The 21,680-nt window shown below is 36.8% G+C and carries 17 protein-coding genes, 2 pseudogenes and 1 riboswitch; of the genes and pseudogenes, 7 read left to right on the top strand and 12 right to left on the bottom strand.

Annotation, left to right across the window (positions count from 1 at the left end; genetic code table 11):
- The first annotated feature begins 53 nt into the window (after positions 1–53).
- A complete protein-coding gene (locus LDM92_RS07940) occupies positions 54–1,574 on the top strand; it encodes an SLAP domain-containing protein (RefSeq protein ID WP_223902766.1) in 1,521 nt (506 codons plus the stop codon).
- A 65-nt stretch (positions 1,575–1,639) separates the two neighbouring features.
- On the opposite strand, the gene LDM92_RS07935 is transcribed toward LDM92_RS07940, so the two are convergent.
- A complete protein-coding gene (locus LDM92_RS07935; RefSeq protein ID WP_223902765.1) occupies positions 1,640–3,481 on the bottom strand; it encodes a BspA family leucine-rich repeat surface protein in 1,842 nt (613 codons plus the stop codon).
- Positions 3,482–3,659: 178 nt separating this feature from the next.
- Here LDM92_RS07935 and LDM92_RS07930 point away from each other — a divergent pair, with 178 nt between their 5' ends.
- Positions 3,660–5,183 carry an SLAP domain-containing protein gene (locus tag LDM92_RS07930; RefSeq protein WP_223902764.1) on the top strand — a complete coding sequence of 508 codons (1,524 nt, stop codon included), beginning with the start codon at positions 3,660–3,662 and terminating at the stop codon, positions 5,181–5,183.
- 102 nt (positions 5,184–5,285) lie between these two features.
- Here LDM92_RS07930 and LDM92_RS07925 read toward each other — a convergent pair whose 3' ends face one another.
- The 4 genes from LDM92_RS07925 to LDM92_RS07910 all read right to left on the bottom strand — a co-directional run bounded on the left by LDM92_RS07925 (position 5,286) and on the right by LDM92_RS07910 (position 9,008).
- Positions 5,286–7,244 carry a BspA family leucine-rich repeat surface protein gene (locus LDM92_RS07925; RefSeq protein WP_223902763.1) on the bottom strand — a complete coding sequence of 653 codons (1,959 nt, stop codon included), beginning with the start codon at positions 7,242–7,244 and terminating at the stop codon, positions 5,286–5,288.
- 47 nt (positions 7,245–7,291) lie between these two features.
- Positions 7,292–8,209: an HNH endonuclease gene (locus tag LDM92_RS07920; RefSeq protein WP_223902762.1), complete on the bottom strand. Its 918-nt coding sequence runs from the start codon at positions 8,207–8,209 to the stop codon at positions 7,292–7,294.
- Positions 8,210–8,329: 120 nt separating this feature from the next.
- A complete protein-coding gene (locus tag LDM92_RS07915; protein ID WP_090094091.1) occupies positions 8,330–8,470 on the bottom strand; it encodes a hypothetical protein in 141 nt (46 codons plus the stop codon).
- Positions 8,471–8,648: 178 nt separating this feature from the next.
- The gene (locus LDM92_RS07910) at positions 8,649–9,008 is read right to left on the bottom strand and encodes an iron-sulfur cluster biosynthesis family protein (RefSeq protein WP_223902761.1); all 360 of its coding nucleotides are present in this window, start codon (positions 9,006–9,008) and stop codon (positions 8,649–8,651) included.
- Between the two features lie 189 nt (positions 9,009–9,197).
- On the opposite strand from LDM92_RS07910, the gene LDM92_RS07905 reads away from it, so the two are divergent.
- The 3 genes from LDM92_RS07905 to htpX all read left to right on the top strand — a co-directional run bounded on the left by LDM92_RS07905 (position 9,198) and on the right by htpX (position 11,880).
- Positions 9,198–10,298 (top strand): SLC13 family permease, encoded by a 1,101-nt coding sequence (locus LDM92_RS07905; RefSeq protein ID WP_223902760.1) that lies wholly within the window; start codon positions 9,198–9,200, stop codon positions 10,296–10,298.
- 107 nt (positions 10,299–10,405) lie between these two features.
- A complete protein-coding gene (locus LDM92_RS07900) occupies positions 10,406–10,966 on the top strand; it encodes a LemA family protein (RefSeq protein WP_034980895.1) in 561 nt (186 codons plus the stop codon).
- Between the two features lie 17 nt (positions 10,967–10,983).
- The gene (htpX, locus tag LDM92_RS07895; protein ID WP_223902759.1) at positions 10,984–11,880 is read left to right on the top strand and encodes a zinc metalloprotease HtpX; all 897 of its coding nucleotides are present in this window, start codon (positions 10,984–10,986) and stop codon (positions 11,878–11,880) included.
- Positions 11,881–11,915: 35 nt separating this feature from the next.
- On the opposite strand, the gene LDM92_RS07890 is transcribed toward htpX, so the two are convergent.
- On the bottom strand, positions 11,916–12,854 hold the full coding sequence (locus tag LDM92_RS07890; RefSeq protein ID WP_223902758.1) for an AraC family transcriptional regulator: 939 nt from the start codon (positions 12,852–12,854) through the stop codon (positions 11,916–11,918).
- 141 nt (positions 12,855–12,995) lie between these two features.
- Positions 12,996–13,086, top strand: a riboswitch (TPP riboswitch).
- Between LDM92_RS07890 and LDM92_RS07885 the strand changes: the two genes are divergently transcribed.
- Together LDM92_RS07885 and LDM92_RS07880 are read left to right on the top strand one after the other, a co-directional pair.
- On the top strand, positions 13,048–14,484 hold the full coding sequence (locus LDM92_RS07885) for an ATP-binding cassette domain-containing protein (RefSeq protein ID WP_223902757.1): 1,437 nt from the start codon (positions 13,048–13,050) through the stop codon (positions 14,482–14,484). It overlaps the preceding riboswitch by 39 nt.
- Before the next feature lie 9 nt (positions 14,485–14,493).
- Positions 14,494–15,147 carry an energy-coupling factor transporter transmembrane component T family protein gene (locus LDM92_RS07880; protein ID WP_223902756.1) on the top strand — a complete coding sequence of 218 codons (654 nt, stop codon included), beginning with the start codon at positions 14,494–14,496 and terminating at the stop codon, positions 15,145–15,147.
- Positions 15,148–15,186: 39 nt separating this feature from the next.
- On the opposite strand, the gene LDM92_RS07875 is transcribed toward LDM92_RS07880, so the two are convergent.
- The 6 genes and pseudogenes from LDM92_RS07875 to rlmH all read right to left on the bottom strand — a co-directional run bounded on the left by LDM92_RS07875 (position 15,187) and on the right by rlmH (position 21,622).
- Complete coding sequence (locus LDM92_RS07875; protein ID WP_223902755.1) at positions 15,187–16,602, bottom strand: glycoside hydrolase family 32 protein; 1,416 nt, start codon at positions 16,600–16,602, stop codon at positions 15,187–15,189.
- 37 nt (positions 16,603–16,639) lie between these two features.
- A pseudogene (locus LDM92_RS09865) lies at positions 16,640–17,071 on the bottom strand (PTS sugar transporter subunit IIA); the annotation flags it as partial.
- Positions 17,072–17,128: 57 nt separating this feature from the next.
- Positions 17,129–18,547 (bottom strand): annotated as a pseudogene (locus tag LDM92_RS07870) (PTS transporter subunit EIIC); the annotation flags it as partial.
- A 19-nt stretch (positions 18,548–18,566) separates the two neighbouring features.
- Positions 18,567–19,979: a family 43 glycosylhydrolase gene (locus LDM92_RS07865; protein WP_223902753.1), complete on the bottom strand. Its 1,413-nt coding sequence runs from the start codon at positions 19,977–19,979 to the stop codon at positions 18,567–18,569.
- 115 nt (positions 19,980–20,094) lie between these two features.
- Positions 20,095–21,075, bottom strand: coding sequence for a LacI family DNA-binding transcriptional regulator (locus tag LDM92_RS07860; RefSeq protein WP_223902752.1), 981 nt, complete (start codon positions 21,073–21,075; stop codon positions 20,095–20,097).
- 67 nt (positions 21,076–21,142) lie between these two features.
- Positions 21,143–21,622 (bottom strand): 23S rRNA (pseudouridine(1915)-N(3))-methyltransferase RlmH, encoded by a 480-nt coding sequence (gene rlmH, locus LDM92_RS07855; RefSeq protein ID WP_223902751.1) that lies wholly within the window; start codon positions 21,620–21,622, stop codon positions 21,143–21,145.
- Between the last annotated feature and the right edge of the window lie 58 nt (positions 21,623–21,680).

The following is a 21,680-nucleotide window of genomic DNA, read 5'->3' as shown; positions in this document are numbered from 1 at the left end:
AACATTAAATTATAAGCTCATTTTTGTAAGGTCATAATTTGCGAGGTCATAATATGAAACGTTTTAAGAAAATTTGTATTGGACTAACAGCCTTATTATTAACTGCTGGTCCATTATTGCCAAATATCACCAATTCCCAAACAGTAGAAGCTGCTCAGAAAGCCAGAGGAGAAGTTACGCTGCTTAAAAACGATTATGTTTACAATCCGTCAGGTCATAAAATAAAATTGAATATTTCTCACGGCTTTACCGTTCCTGAAGGCTTTAGCGCTGATTCCAAGGGCTACGTGATTACTGACATGGAAATTGATGAATACAGCGATAGCAGAACCAGTTATTCCTACTACGGTACTAAAAAAATTAACGGGCAAAAATTTTACAACCTTGGACATAACTATTACGTTAAAAATGCCGATATTTTAGAAGTAAAAGGCCACAATATTAAAAAAGGCAAACTAGTATTAAGTCACAATTCATTGATTTACACCAAGACTGGCAAAGCAACTGGTAAGAAATTAAGAACTGATGCAATTGTCAAGTATCAAGGAAAAGCTAAGACTGCTACTAAAACACCCAAATACTTTTATTATCTTAATGATTTAGACAGATACTTCAAGCCCAGATATATACCTACTCATAAAATTAAAGGGAAATATTATTACTCTTTAGGACATAATCGCTACATTAAGGCAGCTAATGTCGGCTACATTAATGGTCACATTGCTCGCTACAATGGTGTTTCGTCAGCGACTGTCCTTAGGAACACCTCCAGCACAACGGTAAATTATTCTGCTGCAAAGCGGAAACTGAAAAAAGGACAAAAGATTAAACTTGATTTAACTGTTATTCCATACGAAATTGATGGCTTTGAGGGTTATATATACAGATTGCACGATCACCCAGATGAATATGTTTCAGAATACGAAGTTAAACTGAAAAGGAACCTGCCTATTATTGATTACAGTGACTTAGTCTACACTTATGTCACCCCATTAGCAGGCAACAGCGTTGAACTTTATGATACTTCCGGTAAGGCAACTGGCAAGCATATCATGAAGCCGACATATAGTAATCTGACGGTTGATGGCTTAATGTACTTGTGGATTCCTGAGAAAAACAAGGCGGAACTGTTTTATCACTGTCTAAATTACAGCGATACTAATGTGATTGATGACAAGCAACCAAATCTGATACCAGATCAAGATTCAGTAACCCACAGTAATAACCAAAAATTAAACTATGGCAATAACTTTATCAAAGTCAGCGATGTTAAATACGTCAGCGGGTTAAAACTGAAAGCACTTAATACGATTGAGCAGGCCAAAAATGATCAAAGAATTGCAACGACTGCTGACAAGCAAGAATTACTAGCACTTTTTAATGAGGGCAAAGGTTTAGATCAAAACGCTAAATATGATACGGATCTAATGAATAATTATGATAGCTCCTTAAGTAATGCCTCTGCCATAATAAGATCTGATAAGGCAACTATCGCCCAAGTTGCTGAAGCTGTCTGGTATGTTAAAACTGCTAAAGAGCAACTGACAACTATGTCTGTTCCTCAGGGCGATTAAATCTTTTAGACTAATAGAAAAAGGCTAATTCGTAATTAAAAACGAACTAGCCTTTTTTGTCTTATCTATTTAAGCTTGAACCCTTTAGGCAGCTGCGGCTTTTTGCCATTATACATAACATAAGTTTCTTTAGGGCTCTTTTTAGCCGAATGGTTATACAGTTTTAGCAATTGCTTTTCCGTATACTTCTTGCCTTTAGGCTTGGCAATTGTGCCTTTGCCAACAGCTTGGATATGTTTAAAGCCTTGACCTATTCCTGAACTCTTACGTAAGCGGTAATGACCGAGCTTGACAACAAATCCTTTAGGATTACCAGCATTTTTCAAAATCTGACTATTATGAATATTAAAATGGCTTAAATCAACTCCAGCGAGCTTTTGATCATTAGCAAACATTTCCGTTGAATCATACATTTTTGGTAACCGCCAGCCACGCAAATCAACAAAAACAAGATTATCACAGTCCATAAACATTTGGCTGACCCTGGTAACCTGACGTGTATCCCAAGTATGCAGGTCAAGCTGCTCAAGACTTTTTGCACCCTTAAACATCCTAAGCATATCAGTAACTTTGGCAGTATTAAAGTGACTCAAGTCAATGTCTTTTAGACTGCTGTCGCCACTGAACATTGAATTCATCCAGCGTACGTTCTTGGTATTCCAGCCCGTTAAATTGAGTTTAGCCAAAGAGCTGTCTCCAGAAAACAGCGAGATCATATTAGTAACGTTGCCGGTATCAAAACTGCTTAAATCCAAACTAGTAACAGCTGGATTGTATGCGAACATTTCTTTCATATCTTTAACTTTACTCGTATCAAAGTGACTGAAATTTAGCTGATCCAAATGAGCGAATTTTGCAAACATCCCCGACATATCTGTAACATTACCGGTATTAAAGCCGCTTAAGTCAAGTTTAGTTAAGTCAGAACACCCTTGGAACATATTTTTCATACTGGTAACGTTTTTGGTGTCCCAATTAGCCAAGTTTAAGTGAGTAACTTTACTACCCCTAAACATTTCAGCCATATCAGTCACTTGACTAGTATCAAAATTGCTCAAATCAAGACTTGACAGATTTTGGGTACTGGAAAACATACCAGACATATTATTAACTTTACTAGTGTTAAAGTGCTCAAGATTTAGTTCAGGAACTTTTATTCCAGCAAACATACCAGACATGTTAGTGACATTACCGGTATTAAAATTAGCCAGATCAAGCTCTGCCACATCGCTATCCGCAAACATATCTCCCATATCGGTCACCTGGCTGGTAGCAAAACTTTTCAGATTAAGATGTTTCATCGGGCTGTTTCTAAACATACCGCTCATATTTGTGACTTTGCTGGTATTAAAACTGCTCAAATCTACTTCTGTTAAGTCTGTGTTGTCAAACATTCGTTCCATGCTAGTCACTTGGCTGGTATCAAAGTGACTCACATCAGCTTTAGTTAGAGCTTTGTCATTAGCAAAAAGCAAAGCCATATTTGTCACTTGACTAGTATCAACTTTGTCGAGACCTGTAATATCCTCCAAATACTCCAGACCGAAAAACTTTTCTGCCGAATTCGGAGCCATTTGAACTGGTGTTTCAAACACAATATGCTCAATATTGCCAGACCATTTAAACTGCTTTAAAAATGGTGTGCTGGATAATTGACTGCTCTTTTGCGCGCCACTAATCCGCAGGGTTCTGCTAATAACGTCGTATTGCCATGTGCAGCTGCCATCAGTGCCAGTCCACAGACCGGCATCAGATGGCAAACCTGTCGCACTAATTGGGACAACAGCAGGAGTTTCTGTTGCAGCAGCTACATTTACGTTTGTTTGCACCGTTACGACTAAACCTAATGCCATTGTTGCAATACCTATCCCAGTTTTTTCAAACTTGATTAAATTGGGTAATTTCATCTTGACGCCTCTTTTCTCTTATTCTAATTATAAGGGTATTTTACTTAAAACTAATTAATAATTTAAAACTTAAGTTAAACTTTGCCAGACTGTTATTCTTTTACTGTAAGACATGTATTGCTGCACTTATATTAGGTTATAATAAATTTAACAGAAAGGATTAGTAAGGAGGAAAATCATGAAATTAACTAAAAAAATCTGTTTGGCGATCACAGCTTTGGCATTGGTCGTCACACCTTTTTTAGCAAATTGCAATCAAATACATACAGTTGCAGCTGCCAAAAGCAGTAAAAAGTCCGCAAAGGATAAAATCACGTTAATCTATGATGCCCATCTTTATAATAAATATGGTCATAAAATTAAAAACAAGAACAAATATCTGCCCTATGCTCAAGATGATGCCAGTGGTTATAAGTATATCTATAGCTTTAATGCAGATGTTATGCAATACTACGGCACCAAAATAATTAATGGCCAAAAATTCTATAATATTGGTGATGGTTGCTACATTAATGCTGCAGATGTCAAGGAAGTTAACGGTAAGAACAGTAAAAAGGGTAAATTAGTTTTATTACAAAAATCAGCCGTTTATACTAAAACCGGTAACAAGAGTGGCCACACTTTACCTAAGCGAGCTATTGTTAAATATCAAGGCAGAGTTAAGCAAGTTAAAGCAAAACCAAAATACTATTATAGTAAATACTTTAACTCAGATAACAATGAGCATATTTTCTATCTGCCACTCACAAAAATTAAAGGAAAAAACTATTATGCCATTGGTAAAAATCGCTATGTCAAAGCCTATAATGTTGCAAGTTTAGATGGTTATCCTTTAACTTACAATGGGGTTACAACGGCCACCGTTCTTAAAAAGACAGCCACTCAGACTTTAAACGAAATGAAAACCAAACATATTTTAAAAAAGGGGCAGAAAATAAAAGTTGATTTAGCCGTTGAACCTTGGGCAGAAGATTTTGAAGGCTATATTTTCCGCCTGCATAATCATCATGATGAATACATAGATGAAAACTGTATCAACCTGAGAAATTACTTACCAACTACCGACTACTCTGATTTAACCTACAGTTTTGTTACTGCAAAGACTACTGCAAACGTTAAGCTTTATGACTCCACAGGAAAACCCGTTGGGATTAGTTTTAACACTGCAAAGCAGTCTGATTTTAATGTTGACGGCTTGTTCTATATTTGGAATGCGGCTACAAACAAAGCTGAGTTGTATTACCACCTTCTGAGTAACAATTTAGATAGAAAAGCCCTTATCAATAATGATGGCACACAACTAAAGGCTCCAGCGACTGACAAAAAATATGGTCCAATCACTCTAACCACCAGTGAAAAAATAATAGCAGCTAACAGTTTCGTCAAAGCAAGTGATGTGAAATTTAGCTGGGGCATAAAACTTTCTCCTGTAAACACTTCATTAGCAGCTGAGCAGAAACAAAAAGTAGCAACCGACAGCGATAAAGTGAAGCTCCAGAAAGACTTTGATTCTGGACAGCAAACTATTAATGAGAGTGTTCACTATGATGGACTTATGCAGAGCTATGACTATGCTTTAGCTAATGCTGCTGTTGTCTTACGGTCGAGCAAAGCGACACTGGCACAAGTAGATCAGGCAATCTGGCTGTTAAAAACCACTAAAACACAGATAAAAACTTTAAACTTCCCTGAATTTGCCTAAAGTTTACTAGAAAGACAAACTAAAAAGGATTAGTTCTGAAATGTGATGTGAACCCAAAAATTAGGTCACACCAATGAGCTAATCCTTTTATTTTACTAAAAATCAAAAATGAAATGATTTTGGTAACTGTGGTTTTTTACCGTTATACATGACATAGGTTTCTTTAGGGCTCTTTTTGGCAGAATGATTATACAGCTTGAATAATTGCTTTGCAGTATATTTTTTGCCTTTAGGATTTCTAATTGTTCCTTTGCCTACAGCCTGAATGTGCTTAAATCCTTGACCTACACCTGAACTCTTACGTAAACGGTAGTGGCCCAGCTTCACAGCAAACCCTTTAGGATTGCCTGCCTGATTTAAAATCCTGCTGTTATGAATATTAAAATTAGTCAGATCAACCCCTGCTAATTTCTTGTCCTGCATAAACATATCTGTCGAATCAGTCAGTTTAGGCATGTGCCAGCCGTGTAAATTAACATTAGTAAGATTAGGACATTGAGCAAACATCTCACTTACTTCAGTTAATTTACGGGTGTTCCAATTATGTAAATCAACAGTTTTGAGACTCCGATCATTTTTAAACATCTCATAAGCTTCAGTGAGACTATTAGTTTTAAGATGACTTAAATTAATATTGACCAGCTGCGGGTCGTTTTTAAACATGCGACTCATACTCCTGACCCGTTTGGTATTCCAGCCTTTCAAATTAACCGTCTTTAAATTGTCATCATCACTAAACATTTCAGACAAATTTTTATTGGACTTAGTATTAAAATGGCTTAAATCTAAGCTGGTAATTTTTTTCATACCAGAAAACATATAGCTGGTGCTAGTGACCTTGCTGGTATCAAAATTACTAATATCAAAATCAATTAAATTTTCAGCACCCTCAAACATGCCAAACATATCAGTTACCTTGCTGGTATTAAAGTGCTTAATATCCAAGCTGACCATATTTTTTAATCCAGCAAACATAGTGCTCATATCAGTAACATTAGCAGTATCCCAGCCCGTTAAATTAAGTTGTTTTAATGCTGTATCGTTTGAAAACATACTTGACATATTAGTTACTTTACTAATATCAAAATTACTCAAATCCAAATTGGTCAATTTGGAATCTCCAAAAAACATAGCTTTCATATTTTGAACATTACTAGTATTAAAATTGCTCAAGTTTAGAGTTGTTATGTCCATACTATGAGAAAACATATTGCTCATGTCCGTTACGTTTTTGGTATTAAAGCCTGAGCAGTCGAGCTGTTCAATCAGGCAATTATTGAACATTCCGCTCATATTTTGTACTTTACTGGTATCAAAACTATCTACATTAATCGTTTCTGCCTTGGTACCGGAAAACATATTTGCCATATCGGTTACTTTGCTAGTATTAAAGTTTTTTAAATCCAGCTTTTTAAAATTGGCCGCCACAAACATGCTGTTCATAGTGGTTACATTTGCGGTATTCAATTTACTCAAATCTATTGCTGTAGCAGTAGCATTATCCATACCTAATTTAAAGAACATGTTACTCATATCTGTAACTTTACCGGTATCAAACTTACTAATATCTAAGCTATTAAGGTTCATATCACCGGCAAATAAACCAGACATATCGGTTACCTCACTGGTATCAGCGTTCTCTAAACCCTTAATATCAGACAAATATCTCAAATTAGCAAATTTTTCTTTTGAGTCCGGTGCCATTTGAATCGGATTTTCAAAAACGATATGTTCAATACTTCCAGCCCATTTGAATTCTTTAGTAAAAGGTGTACTTGACAATTGTGCTCCTTTAGCGCCGCTAACAGTCAGCGTATTGGTAAGGACATCATATTGCCAGGTGCAGCTGCCATCCGTTCCAGTCCAAAAACCTAGCTGATTATTGCTAGTGCTGGCTGCAGTAAGTGCTTTTTTTGCAGTTTGATCTTTAGCAGCAGGTGTTACAGAAGCTGCCACAACATTCTGCACCAGATTAGCGCCACTCATCATGCCCAAGACTGCAGCAGCCATACTGATGCCTATTTTTGTTAAAATATTTTGCATTAATTTAGTTGACTTCATTTTCTGACCTCCTTTTGCTCTTAATTTCATTGTAAGCCTTTTAAAAACTAAATAATATCTTCTTTTGCGTTTACTTGCGCCAGCTTCCAGCCAGTCATAAAATGCAGCTCTCGTAAAGAACGCAAGTCAGTATAATCGCTCTCCAAGCTATCAATTGCATCCTGCAATTTTTTGTTTTGCTTACGCATCTGGTCAAGTTCAGGATCATTAACAACGCCTTTTAGGTGCATTTTAGCGGCTAATTCGCGTCGTCTTTCTTCAAATTCACCCTTCAATGTAGCAAGAGAGTCTTCATATTTGACCAGTTTTTGGTTAATTTCAGGAATTTCATTATTTAGACTGACAAACAATTTATACGGCATGTTGGACTTGATGCGATTGCATTCCGTACAGGATAAAATCAGATTATCAAAATCATTATTATGTGAGAGTGAAACCGGGTCTTTGTGATCGACGCTACGTCCACGTCTGCCGCAATATTGGCAGCGATAGTGATATTTAGCACGAATGCGCTCACGGTCAATGTAATCCACTTCATTTAGTTTAAAGTCGACGGTTAAGCCTAATTTACTCAGATTTTCGGCAAAAGTGAATTCGCTACTGGGCACAAAGTCAGTTTGACCTGTCTCGCTGTCAATTACTGCCTGGTTAAAATCATGTGTTGCTAGTTGCTGCTGGGCCAATTCATTGCCGTCATAATCCTGAATGAAGGCCTCATAGCGCTTACGCAGGTCATTTTTAGCAACCAAAAATGTTGAATTATCCGCGACTTCATCTTTTCCGACAAAAGTAAACAGTAGGCATTGTGCAAAAACATTAACCGCAATATTGGCAAAGTCTTCCGGCTTTTCTCCTCTTTGAATGCATAGATCGCAAATACTGGTCAGTTTAGGATTAATCAGGCCCGTTTGTTTAAAATGTTTGGCATTGATGCGCAATCCACACGCACTGCATTGAAACTTCACTTTTAAGCATTCTCCTTAGAGCAAAATGTATGTATCATTAATCTAATTCTACTCAATTTAGAGCAATAAAAAAAGGCGGACGAAAGCTTCATCCACCCTTTAGTCTTAATTAAAAACAAACTATTTATTTTCGTCTGCTTTGGCCTTGTTCAAGAAAGCAACAACTGCTGCCACGTGCGCAACGCGTTTCTTGCCGTTCTTCTTGTTCTTAGGTCTTTGGTTTGGTTCACAACCAGTGTTGTAATTTTCACCTTTACGCATAGTACTATACTTCCTTTCAAGATTTTCGAAAATCTTATATAGTTTAACACTTAGGACTTTTTGAAGCAAGATGCGCTCATACTAAACCGTTTTGTTTTGCCATTTAACATAAAAAGCGCTCCATTCTGGAACGCTGAAAATAAAGTGATTTTTAAGTACATATTATTAGTTTATTATACTAATTATTTGCACTAACTGTCATAGCTGCATCAATTACGCCACTGTCATCAGCTAAACTGATGGCTGCATTCTTTTCATCAACAACCAAGTTATTGCCTAAATATTGCATTTCTGCAGGACTGGTGTATAAATCTAAGCCAGCATTATTTTCAACTTTAAGTGAAAAGTCTGGGTCTTGCTTATCCAAAACTACAAATTGAAAACGAGTCCCGGCAGCACAGCTACCGGCAATGTTAGAGTATTTGTTAGAACCGTCATTTAATGAAAGCAAAACAACTTGTCCGTCTTGCACACTTTTCTTGATTTTCTCAGCAGCACCTGATTTAACATTCATTTTAACTGATTCGGAATTACTCATTTTAATATTTCCTCCTAATCCTTAGCAATTTTCTCCAGTATAGGATATATTAAGTTATAGTGTCAAAAATTATGTTTATAGTAAAAGTGCTTTTCACCATGAAAAATTTATTATTGCGTATAACAGAAAAAAAGGTCAAAATGTATATAGCGATTATAGATGATTATAACTTGTGAAAGGGGACATTTTATGACCGTCTTGAAAAAGGTTTTTAGTGATAAAATCCTGCAGATTACTTTTGTAATAACGATTATCAGTCTTTTTTTTGCTAGGCCGCGGCTTGAGGATATCAACTTACATACGATTTTTTCAGTCGCCGCGATGCTAATCATTATTCAAATATACGCTTACTTGCACGTTTTGGACGTGCTGGCGTATAAACTGACCAGTATTGCCGATAATATGCAGAAATTAAACATCTTGTTTACGCTTCTAGCGATTATTGCTGGGATGTTTCTTGGCAATGATATAACAGCGCTTACATTGATTCCCCTGTATTTAAATATTGCCAAAAGGTGTAATCTACCGCAAATTTTACCTGTCACCTTAATTGGCATGGGTGCAAATATTGGAGCTGCTTTTACACCTTGGGGCAATCCCCATAATATCTTTTTGGTCAGTAAGTATTCTGTTAATGCTCTGCAGTTTTTCTCCTGGTCTTTGCCCTATTTATTAATGGCATTAGTCATTACGTTTATTATTTTTTACTTTATCCCTCGTAAAAAAATTCCCAGACAAGATATTAAACAGATTAATATCAGTTTAAGACCCACAATCATTACTACAGCAGTATTTGCATTATTTTTCCTGGGGGTATTTAAGGTGATTAACGTGGCAATTCCGCTGATCGTTGCAATTATCTTAGCCTTATTAATTAATCCCAGAATTTTGCTTAAAGTGGACTTTGCTCTGCTATTAACCTTTACCTGTTTCTTCATCTTCATTAGTGATATTCAGCAAATCCCGCTGATTGTCAGTATCATTCACACAATGATCAATTCGGAAAGCTCAACTTACTTCACTTCGATTATCTCCAGTCAGATTATCAGCAATGTGCCTGCGACTATTTTAGTCGGTAAGTTTACGCCTTATGCTGAAGCGTTATTTTTAGGTTCTAACATTGGCGGCTTTGGTTCTCCTATCGGTTCAATGGCCAATATGCTGGTCTTAAAAACTTTCACCCAAAACGCCACAGTTTCAAGGGGAGAATTTTTCAAGAAATGGTCTGTAATGCAGTTCATCGGTCTAATTGTTTTAACCATTGTGGGCTGGGGACTTTTATTAATTTAAGATACAATAGTAAAGCTTTGCTAATGAAAGATAGTATAAGCTTCTTTTTTATATTCAAAAGGTCCTTAATCAGTTATAATTAAGAGATACATATAAGGAGGAATACTATGAACAGTTTAACTTGGGTAATTGTAATTATTGTTGTTTTATTAATTGCACTTTATATTACAGTTTACAACAGTTTGCAAAAAGCCAAGGTATACACCGATGAATCTTGGAGTCAGATTGATGTACAACTGAAGCGGCGTAACGACTTGATTCCCAACCTAGTCGAAACAACTAAGGGCTACGCCAAACATGAAAAAGAAACATTGGAAAATGTTGTTCAGTTGCGTAATCAGTTAACTAATATTCCCAGCGATGATCACGCTCAAACTTTAAAAGTTTCCAATCAGATTTCTGATGCCCTGAAATCAATTTTTGCCTTATCAGAAAACTATCCTGACCTTAAAGCCAACCAAAACTTCTTGAAACTGCAAGAAGAATTGACTAACACAGAAAACAAAATTGCCTATTCGAGACAACTTTACAATTCATCTGCTGCACTTTACGACCAAAAGTTGTTAACTTTCCCATCTAATATTGTTGCTCACATTCACGGTTTTAAGAAAGTTGACTACTTACAAACTAATGAATCGGAAAAAGAAGTACCTAAAGTTAAATTTTAAATACCAGGTCAGTTTTTATGTTATTTCAACAAATTGCCAGCAATAAACGTAAAACCGTTGGGATTATGGGATTATTTGTCATTATTTTAGCACTTGTAGGGGCAGGACTGGGTTATCTTTTTGGTGATCGTCCTGTTTTAGGATTAATTATTGCTGTGATTTTTAGTCTAATCTACATGCTAATTGTCTTGCCTAACCCGGCTAATATGGTTATGAGTCTTAACCACGCTCAAGAAGTCCATGAGCAGGATAATCCAGAACTGTGGCATGTTGTACAAGATATGGCGCTGGTCGGTCGGGTACCAATGCCTCGGGTTTTTATTATTGATGATCCTAGTCCTAATGCTTTTGCAACCGGACGTGATCCCAACCATTCTGCTGTGGCAGTTACTCAAGGCTTACTTGACATGATGAACCGTGAGGAACTAGAAGGTGTTTTAGGTCATGAGATTTCTCACATTAGAAACTATGATATTTTAGTTTCTACTATTGCTGCAGTATTAGTTGGTGTCATTTCTTATTTATCAGGTATTGCCAGTCGCTATATTTGGTGGATTGACGATGATCGCGACAGCGATAACGACAATGGTGGTACTATTGTTGTCATTTTTAAGATTGTGGCCATTGTGTTTGTGTTAATTCTGGGACCTATTTGTGCCAGTTTAGCCCAAATGGCATTATCGCGAAATCGTGAATATCTGGCAGATGCCTCTTCAGTAGAATTAACTCGCAACCCGCAAGGACTGATTTCTGCTTTAGAAAAGATTGACGGTTCCGAGCCCATGAAAAAAGCCGACCCTAGCAGTGCCGGCATGTATATTGAAGATCCTGTACGTAAAAAGCGCAGTTTTGCTCACTTATTTGACAGTCACCCGCCAACAGCCGACAGGATCAATCGCTTAGAAAAAATGTAATAAAATAAAGCAACCTTTTTATTCAAGGTTGCTTTTTATTTTAAATTGATGTTTGCCTGTCTAAATAATTCAGCTCGCATTTGGACTGGCGTTTCATGATAATATTCACTGAATTTTTTATAAAAGAAGGACTTGCCACTATAACCTACCCGTGCAATTATTTCTTTTACAGAAATATCTGGTCGGGCAAGCAAATTACGCGCCTCCTGCATACGCCTTTCATCAACATGTTCGACAAAGCTTTTACCAGTTTTTTGTTTAACCAAACTTGAAAAATAATTAGGATTGAAGCCAAAATGTTTAGCAGTTTCATTAAGCGTTATGTCAGTAAAGTGCGCATCAATATAATTTTCTAAATCAGTTTGAACAAATTGGTGGTTAGTCACAGGTGCCGTCGCTAAATCTTGATTTCTAACTGCAGCAATTAATAGCAAGTTTAACTCTGCCAAAATTACCTGACGAGTGTAAAGATCCTGATTAAGATATTCATCAATTACCTTTTTTAGTGCATTTGCAGATTTAGACAGTGATGTACTATTCAAAAATAATAAGCGCCTTTGATTATAAGCGTCAGTGATTGCCTTAAACACCCTTTTTTCACGTGAATCCATGACAGAATAGTTTCCGAGAAAATCCAGCATCTTAAAATTACGGTCGAATTCCAGCTTAACTAATATATCATTTTCGCCCTGCTGCAATATTTCATAATTACTTTTTCTCTGTAAAAACACGATATTGCCAGCTTTAAGCAAAAAATCCTGATCATTAATTCTGGCTTTTACCGAACCCCGAGCTTCATATAAAATAATTGAAGCTGTGGTTTGATAACGATGAACCCCAGTATTGCGATTTTCCAAAAATGCTCTGAATAAATCAAAATTATTATTTCTTGGTTTGATCCTCAGCTCATTGGTATCAGACTGAGCCGAATTCAAAATGCTGGCTAGATATTGTTCAAGTTTAACAGCTGCCATTATTTCACCTTCTTATGCAAATTTTAGAATATATAGATTTATTATATAGCAAATTTTCATCTTACTAATAGAATTTTGTTATTTAAATTAAGGAGAGAATACTAGTAAATGTAGACATCTATTTTTCTTTTATGTATAATGAATTTAACATCGGGGTGCCGCAAAGGCTGAGAACAGACCCGTCGAACCTGCTATGGATAATGCCAGCGAAGGGAAAACGAAAGATTTTACATCGTCAGGCATTGTCCTGACGATTTTTTTGGTAACTAAATTGATTAAATTAAATAACCTGAATTTTTCATACGATAAGCAAAACAAAATTTTAACAAATATTAATCTCACTATTCCTACTGGAGAACTTTCACTATTAGTTGGTCCAACCGGCTGTGGCAAATCTACTTTATTAAAAATTTTAGCAAATCTATATCCTGAGTTTGCGGGCCAATTAAGCGGTAGCGTTAATTTAGGCGGATTAAGATCTGCTATGATGTTTCAAAATGCCAGTGAACAGTTTACGATGACAACACCGCGAGAAGAAATTATTTTTGCACTTGAAAATCTTTGTCTTAATAAATCGCAGTATACAAAGCGCTTGAATGAAGCTGTTCAGTTTACACAAATTGATTATTTGCTTGATCAAAAAATTAATACAATGTCTGGCGGCGAGCAGCAAAGAGTTGCTTTAGCTGTACTTGTTGCGATGAATGTCGATCTTTTTTTGCTTGATGAACCCTTTGCCAGCTGTGATCCAGCCGCTCGCAAATTCTTAATTGCTAAATTAGCTCACCTGCGCGATCAAGGGAAAACAATTATCTTAAGTGATCATGTATTAACTGACTATGAAGGACATTGTGATAACCTGTTTCAATTTCAAGGTAAAGATTTGTTACAACTTTCTGCTAGTGAAAAAGAAAAACTGCTGCAAAAAAATACGGAATCCGTTTCTTATACTTTTGCCATCCCTAACGATGACAAAGAAATTTGTTTTAAACTCAAAAATACAGAGATTACACAAAATCGTTTGCTTTTACGGCAGGAACACCTAAACATTTTTTCTGGTAAAACCACTCTTATTACTGGAGCAAACGGGGTTGGCAAAACGTCACTTTTTAACGCACTGACCAAAATGATCCTATATTCAGGCAGTCTAACTTATCACAAGCAGGAAATCAGTAAATTATCAGCTCGCAAGTATCTCCTTAAAGTGGGGCAAATTTTTCAAAATGCGACCGATCAGTTTATCAACGTTTCTGTTGAGGATGAAATCAATTTAAGCAAAAAGCAACGAACCAATAAATATTTCACTGATGACAGAATAAACGAGGCTTTAGCCACCCTTAAGCTTGATTCACTGCTCGATCATGTGGTTTATTCATTATCTGGCGGGCAACAAAAGAAACTGCAAATTTTACTAATGTTGATCTCCGATCAGGATGTATTGCTAATTGATGAGCCCCTTAATGGGTTAGATGCGGACTCCGCTAACAAGGTGATGGCTTTATTAAAAGAAAGTCAGAAAGCACGTAGTCAAACGCTTTTAATTATTAGTCATGAACTAAGGAATCTGGCAGATTGGTGTGACTATCACCTCATCTTTAAAGACCAGCATTTAACCTATGTGAATAAATGAGGTGTGATCATGAATCCCAGTTTTAAATTTTTTCTAGCACTGATTATTTCTATAGAAATATCTCTTAAATCAAGCTTGTTAACCAATCTTTTAATCATCTTTTTTACCATAATTTATCTAATCTACAAACATATCAAAGTAAAGAACCTGCTTTTAACTTTATTAATGCCCTTAATTGCTGCATTTACGGTTTTTGCTACTTTATACTGGTTTGCACCTCAGCCTAATTTGCAAAATGCACTGAGTTTATCGAGTCGTATTTACGTTTACACGCTGACTATCTACTGTGTATCAATAGGAACTACTGCCACGGAATTAGCACGTTCTTTTGAGCAGAATTTTCATTTACCCAGTAAGTTTGCCTATGGAGTTTTAGCAGCTCTTAATATCGTTCCCAGAATGAAGGAAGCAGTTAAACAAATACGCACTGCTGGCATGATGAGGGGCGTTTACTTGAGCTTTTGGTCACCTGTTTTATATTTTAAAGCTATTCTGGTTGCGCTTAATTCGGCAGAAAATTTAGCACAGGGCATGGCATCTCACGGCTACCGTGAGAGCGCCCAGCGGTCAGTTATTGTACCTGTTCCAGTTCAAAAAAGCGATTGGCTTAAGTCGATTGTTATCCTGTTTTTAGTTAACCTGGCATTATTCACTTTAAAATAAAAAAGTGGACCTGCGTGTCCACTTTTTCTTTAGCCTAATTTATTTTGCCATAGTATAGCCTGTGACATTTATTTTGACTGACTGATCTGCATTGACGAAAATCTGCGGTTTTTCAGAAGTGTAATACCGTTCTGAAAATACCAGCTCACCGTCATTTAAGAAAAACTCAATAGAACTGGTATCAATAAATACCTGAATTTTCAAATTTGGCTTTGGTCTTAATCTGCCATAACGTCGAGAATCATCTGCCGGCTTATCAGCTCGAGTTAAAACTACTTCGTTATTCCTTTTGTTCCAACTTAGTGTTACCAAATTTTCCTGCTCATTTTTGAGTACAAAATTAATCTCACTGCCAGACCAATTTTCTGCTTCAGCTATCAAAAGCAATTCTAGATGTTGCGGATCGGAAACATTCATCTGCTTTAACGAAGTCATCAACTTTTCATCAATTACTTTTTCTTGCCGCAGCTGGTTTAATTCTTCAATTGGCTTCATGTACAGCTGATTATTCTTTAAAGTTAATTCTCTGGGCAAGGTTAAAGCACCACACCAACCATCAGCCTGTTCCGGAAAGTCAGCGTGCCACATATCAAGCCAGCCAAAGACAATGCGCCGATTATCAGGTGTTAACATGGTTTGCGCTGCGTAAAAGTCGTGGCCATGATCAAGTTCTTGAAACACTCCGTGTTCAAACTGATTTTGGTGATAATCCATCTTGCCGATAAAATATCCCGTTTGGTAAAGATTGAGATATTTTTTACCCTTTGCTGCAATCCCCTGTGGTGAACATAAGAGAACATCTTGCCCATTTAGTGAAAAAAGATCCGGACACTCCCAGGTATATCCTTCATTATCTCTTTCCTGAGAAACTGCAATTGGTCCTAAATATTCCCAGTGCAATAAATCAGTTGACTTATAAGTAATTGCACGACCTAATCCTGCCTTATCTTGACTGCCAACAATAATATAATATGAATCTCCATGTTGCCATACTTTCGGATCACGAAAGTGCTGTGAGTTATCAGCCGGTGGTAAGGCAATTACTGGATTACCACTGTATTTTGTAAAATGAATACCATCATCACTATATGCAACATTTTGCGTTTGGCAAAAACGACTATGATCATTCACATCATAATAATGATTGCCAGTATAGATCAGATATAAACGACCATCTTTTGCAATCGCACTGCCAGAATAACAGCCATTGTCATCTTCAGGGCTGTCTGGTGTCAACGCAATTGGCAGTTCTTCCCAGTGAATCAGGTCTTGACTACGATAATGTCCCCAATGAATTGGTCCTCTTTCAGCTGAATAGGGATAATACTGGTAAAAAATATGGTAGTAGCCTTGATAATACGAAAAGCCATTAGGATCATTCATCCATCCAGAGGGTGTTGAGACGTGATAATTAAGGCGATATCGCTCGTTGGTAATTTTTGCTGGAACCCGCATTTTTGTTTCTTCCTTATATTTATAAATTTCAGTTCACTTACTTGTTTAATTGCAAAATTAAATTGCCGTGATTTACTTCTGTATCCTTGTTCTTGGTGGTAAAGCCATTTTTATATTCAGGGAATAATACCATGACTGTAGTTTGTTTACCAGCTGATTGAATAGCTTTTAAATCCATCTTAGCCAATGGATCGCCTGCTGCAATTTCTTGACCATCTTTTACTAAAATTGTGAAACCTTTGCCACCTAAATCAACAGTATCAATCCCCATATGCAATAATATTTGTACACCATTTTCACTCTTTAAGGTAATTGCATGCTTGGTCGGGAAAACAGATACCACTTTTCCATTAACGGGCGCAAAAATGTCGCCGGTAGTCGGCTGAATAGCAAAACCATCTCCAACTAATTTTTTGGAAAAAGTTTCATCATTAACTTTTTCAAGAGGTAAATACTCACCATCAACAGGTGCTAAGACGGAATTATCATCGGTAGCAACTAGTATTTTGCTTTCTTTGTGGTCCACTCTTCTCTTGTTTTCCGGTAATATCGGCCTAAATTTATTCCAAACCAGAATAAAAATAATTGGCAAAATAAATGCAATTAGGTTACCAATAACATACGGTCCAATTGGTCTGGCAACCGTTAAACCGGGAAGTACAGTAAGACCCTGCGCTAAACCTTTAACATTTAGCAGCTTCATGTAAACTCCACCAAATCCGGCTCCCAGAAACGAACATACGAAAGGTACAATACTGTATTTAAGATTAACAGCAAAGATAGCGGGTTCAGTAATTCCGACTAACGTAGGAATAAAACTTGAAATAGCAATATCACGATCTTTGGATTTTTGCTTTAAAATCAAGTACATCCCAATACAGCCACCGCCTTGGGCAATAATGGAAACTGACCAAATAGGTTGAATATAATCAAATCCTGTCTGCACAATTAAATTAGCTTCAATTCCCTGGATAGCTTGATGCGTTCCAGTTACCACTAAAGGTTGCAATCCTGCAGCAAAGACAAAGGCACCAAAAGCGCTCATTTTCATATAAAGGAAATTAATGATGCCGCCCAAAATATTCCCAATCCAGAGACCAAGAGGTCCAAAAATTAGAAATAGTGATAAATTGGCCGCCAGCAAAGTAACAGCAGGCACGAGTATATACGAAACAACTTGAGGTATATATTTAGTAGCTATTTTTTCAACCTTGGCCTGAAACCACGCAGTTAAAATTGCCGCAAAGACACCACCTTGGAAACCCACAGCAGCTATTTTTAGACCAAATAAATTCCAATACGCTGGATGAACTTGTCCCAGCACAAAAGCATTTCTATCAGCCAAATCAGGTGAAATCATGACAAAGCCGACTAATATCCCCAAAATTGGATTACCACCAAAGCGCTTAGTGGCTGAATACATTACTAATACGGGCAAGATTTTAAATGTAGTGGCGATAACATTTAAAAATTTACAAAAATCGCCCACATACACACTCTGCTGAGCCAGTGACTTGGTCATACCAAACATGCCCGGAGTAGCAAGCAGTGATCTTAAGCCTAAGATCATAGCAGCACCAATAAAAGCTGGAATTATAGGAATAAAGATATCACCAAAAACTTTAAAGGCTTGCTGAAATTTATTTTTGTTTTTGATACCTTCATCTTTAATTTGGTCAACTGATACTTCTTTAGTCCCAGAGATTTTAACAAAAGCATCATAAGCTTGTTCTACTGCTCCTGGACCAAATACTATTTGCAGTTGCCCGCTGTTGTAAATTACTCCTTTAGTGCCCTCAATGTTATTAAGTGCATCTTGGTCGGCCTTATTAGCATCTTTTAAGACAAGCCTTAATCTGGTAACACAATGAGTGGCACTAACAACATTATCTGCACCACCAACATTTTTTAAAACTTCTTGTGCAATTTTATTATAATCTGCCATTTATTTTGTTCCTCTTTTATCATTTACGATAATCATTGGAAAATTCAATTTGATCAAGTTGAAGAGTTCCGTTAGTCACGGTCACACTTAAAGTATGACCAAACTTATGGTAAACGCGGGCATTTAACGCAGTACCATCTAGGTAAATCGTTAGGATATTATCATCCACAATTACTTTTAGATCATATTCTTTACCAGCCTTTAAATTGATTGGTCTGTTAAGTCCCTTGTTCATTATTTGGTACCACCTGTAACAAGGATTTTTATCCAAAGTTAAGCAGTTCTCATCTAAATTAAATCTAAATTCATAAGATTCATCTGTTGCAGGATTTCGGTAAAGTCGAATAGAAAAATCACTAACAGATTTGCTAAAACTGATTTTAGTATGGAAATAGAAGTGTTCCCCCGTATCCTTAATAAGTTCTTTTTCTTCAAGAGTGTCTGTAGTTTGCAATTGCTGCGGTGGAATCTCTCTTTTATTTGCAAAGGCTGCACAAATTTCTGCAACAGGACGTACACCCAGCGTATTATCTGCTCGCTGGTAAATTTCTTGTGGCACAAAAGTACCGCCCCATTCATAATTGTTCATATCATTCAGACCAACTTTAGTGGGAACCCAGCCAAAGAGTACTCGGCGCTTGCCATCAAAAGCTGTTCTGGCAGCATAATAAGCTCGACCGTCAAAGGCTTCATCTTTAGGTTTGAGCCACGGACCATTCAGGCTTTTACTCATCCTGTAAAAAACCTTGTTTTTGACGCTATATTCTGAATAAATCAGATACCACCAATCACCCATTTTAAAAAGCTGAGGCATTTCAAACATGGTATATAAATTCGGAGCCCAGAAGTCACCCTCAAATTGCCAGTTCTCTAGATCTTTTGAAGTGTATTTGACAAGTCTTCCAGTCAACCGATGCTTATCTTGACCTTTGCGCGCTCCTAAAATCAGCAGGTATTCCTTTTTGGTATCATCCCAAATGACCGATGGATCACGCCAATTACGGTTATCATAACCAGGCTGTGGTTCGAGCTTTAAAGCATTCTTTGATTTCGTCCAGTGAATAAAGTCCTTACTGGTGGCGTGCAATAAGATTTGCGATGTCTTTCCTTCTTTTAAAAATTCCTTATTAAAACCTGTATAAAAGGCATGAATGGTGTCTTTAGTTTTAAAAACAGACCCAGCATAAACAAATTGGTCCCAGTCTTGAGCGCTGCCCCGCTTTAATACTTCTCCATAATCTTGGTAGTGCACAAAGTCTGTAGTGGTTGCTAGCGACCAGCCAAAAGGATCAGTAATAGGTCCATGAACTCGTTTATCTCGTTGATGGTAAATATAAAACTTACCATCCTGAGCGTAAGGCATAATATCTCCTACCCAAACGTCTTTAGGTTGATAATAAATTTGTTGATTATTAGTTGACTTTGAATCCATCGTTTCCTCCTTGTTAGCACTTACATTTACTATTGAATATACTGCAACCCGTTACATATGTCAACCGGTTACATATGTAAAATTAAAAAAAGCCAGTTAAAAAAACTGGTAATTATTAGACTGTATGCCCTATATAAAGGCTTACAGGAAGATTAAGGCGATCTGTTTCTTTTTTGCCGTTAATTTTATTTATTAATTTTTCCGTTGCTACTTGTGCTATTTGACCAATTGGTTGTCTGATTGTTGTTAATCTGGGATTATATAACAAAGTTTGCTTTGCCCCATCAAAGCCGATAACTTTGACATCTTCTGGTACTCTTTTACCATGCATCTCTAGATAAAAAATAGCTAATGAAGCTAATAAGTCATCTCCCGCAAAAATGCCATCAATTTGGGGATGATTCTGCAAATAATTTTCAATAGTCTCTTTCTTTTTAGCAGCACTCCACACAAATGGGACTTCCAGAACATTTTCAGGCAAATTATTCTTTTTCATTAAGTCTAAGTAAGCAGTTGAGCGATCGTTAGCCGGCAATTTGACAGAACTATCACCCCTAATATCCAGTATTTGCTGGCAACCACGGTCAATTAACAATTGCACCGCCATTTTGCCACCAGCATAATTATCACAGGCAACAGTTGTAGTATTTTCACCCAAATCACGATCAATTGCAACTATGGGCAACTTTGAATTTTGATAGCCGGACACATACTTATTATGCGTGCCAACAATAATGCCGTCTACTTGATTTTTACGGAGCATTGTCAAATAATCAATTTCTTTTTGGGGATTATTTAGACTGTTACAAAGAAACATCTTGTACCCTTTTTGGGACAATAAATATTCTATGTCCTGTATTAATTCAGCCTGGAAAGGATGGACATTTGACGGGAAAATAACACCGACTGTATATGTTCTTTTTTGGTAAAGCGCACGAGCCAAATCGTTGGGATAATACTCTAATTTTTTCATAGCTACCTGGACTTTATCACGAGTTTCTTTGCTAATATAGCCCCTATTATTTAAAACTCGCGAAACTGTAGCTGTGGAAACATGGGCTTCCTCAGCAACTTCACGGATTCCAATTTTTTTCATACTAAAATTCCACCCTAAATATAATTTTAAAAATCAATCCTATGCATTTTTTAAAATGCCATTTGGTCTACTTATGATACGGGCTACCACTATTAATCATAAATGCCCGATAGATTTGTTCAATTAAAACGACCCGCATCAACTGGTGTGGCAAAGTCAGTTCGCCAAAACTTAGCAGATCATCGGCCCGTTTGTTTACTTCCGGGCTGGTGCCCAAACTGCCTCCAATTACAAAAGTTAAATCCGAATGTCCGTAGGTGGCCAGATCCTTTAGCTTGCGAGCGAATTCTTCACTGCTTCTCTGCTTACCCTTTATTGCAGTCACAAAAACATATTCTTTATCCTTGATTTTACTCAGGATTCTTTTTCCTTCTGTTTCCTTGACGCTTTTTTGTTCTGCTTGACTGAACTTTTCCGGTGCCTTCTCATCGGGCACTTCAGTTACTTCTACCTTGGCAAAACGGCTCAGCCTTTTTTGATATTCAGCGATTGCGTCTTTAAAATATTTTTCTTTTAACTTGCCTACACAAACAATTTTAATATTCATAATAGCTATTTTATCCCCCAATTCCCAAAGTTTCCACTTACTTTTTCCACAACTGTGT

Origin of the sequence: Lactobacillus laiwuensis (genome assembly GCF_019972835.1) — a bacterium.
GTDB classification, from domain to species: Bacteria; Bacillota; Bacilli; order Lactobacillales; family Lactobacillaceae; genus Lactobacillus; species Lactobacillus laiwuensis.
Note: the sequence above shows the minus strand (reverse complement) of the source record. Positions and strands in the feature narration are given on the sequence as shown.

Coding starts and splice junctions, on each gene's coding strand:
- LDM92_RS07910 (WP_223902761.1), bottom strand. CDS start 9,008: ATGAGTAATTCCGAATCAGTTAAAATGAATGTTAAATCAGGTGCTGCT.
- rlmH (WP_223902751.1), bottom strand. CDS start 21,622: ATGAATATTAAAATTGTTTGTGTAGGCAAGTTAAAAGAAAAATATTTT.
- LDM92_RS07925 (WP_223902763.1), bottom strand. CDS start 7,244: ATGAAGTCAACTAAATTAATGCAAAATATTTTAACAAAAATAGGCATC.
- LDM92_RS07865 (WP_223902753.1), bottom strand. CDS start 19,979: ATGGATTCAAAGTCAACTAATAATCAACAAATTTATTATCAACCTAAA.
- LDM92_RS07900 (WP_034980895.1), top strand. CDS start 10,406: ATGAACAGTTTAACTTGGGTAATTGTAATTATTGTTGTTTTATTAATT.
- LDM92_RS07905 (WP_223902760.1), top strand. CDS start 9,198: ATGACCGTCTTGAAAAAGGTTTTTAGTGATAAAATCCTGCAGATTACT.
- LDM92_RS07885 (WP_223902757.1), top strand. CDS start 13,048: ATGGATAATGCCAGCGAAGGGAAAACGAAAGATTTTACATCGTCAGGC.
- LDM92_RS07880 (WP_223902756.1), top strand. CDS start 14,494: ATGAATCCCAGTTTTAAATTTTTTCTAGCACTGATTATTTCTATAGAA.
- LDM92_RS07875 (WP_223902755.1), bottom strand. CDS start 16,602: ATGCGGGTTCCAGCAAAAATTACCAACGAGCGATATCGCCTTAATTAT.
- LDM92_RS07935 (WP_223902765.1), bottom strand. CDS start 3,481: ATGAAATTACCCAATTTAATCAAGTTTGAAAAAACTGGGATAGGTATT.
- LDM92_RS07930 (WP_223902764.1), top strand. CDS start 3,660: ATGAAATTAACTAAAAAAATCTGTTTGGCGATCACAGCTTTGGCATTG.
- LDM92_RS07860 (WP_223902752.1), bottom strand. CDS start 21,075: ATGAAAAAAATTGGAATCCGTGAAGTTGCTGAGGAAGCCCATGTTTCC.
- LDM92_RS07915 (WP_090094091.1), bottom strand. CDS start 8,470: ATGCGTAAAGGTGAAAATTACAACACTGGTTGTGAACCAAACCAAAGA.
- htpX (WP_223902759.1), top strand. CDS start 10,984: ATGTTATTTCAACAAATTGCCAGCAATAAACGTAAAACCGTTGGGATT.
- LDM92_RS07940 (WP_223902766.1), top strand. CDS start 54: ATGAAACGTTTTAAGAAAATTTGTATTGGACTAACAGCCTTATTATTA.
- LDM92_RS07890 (WP_223902758.1), bottom strand. CDS start 12,854: ATGGCAGCTGTTAAACTTGAACAATATCTAGCCAGCATTTTGAATTCG.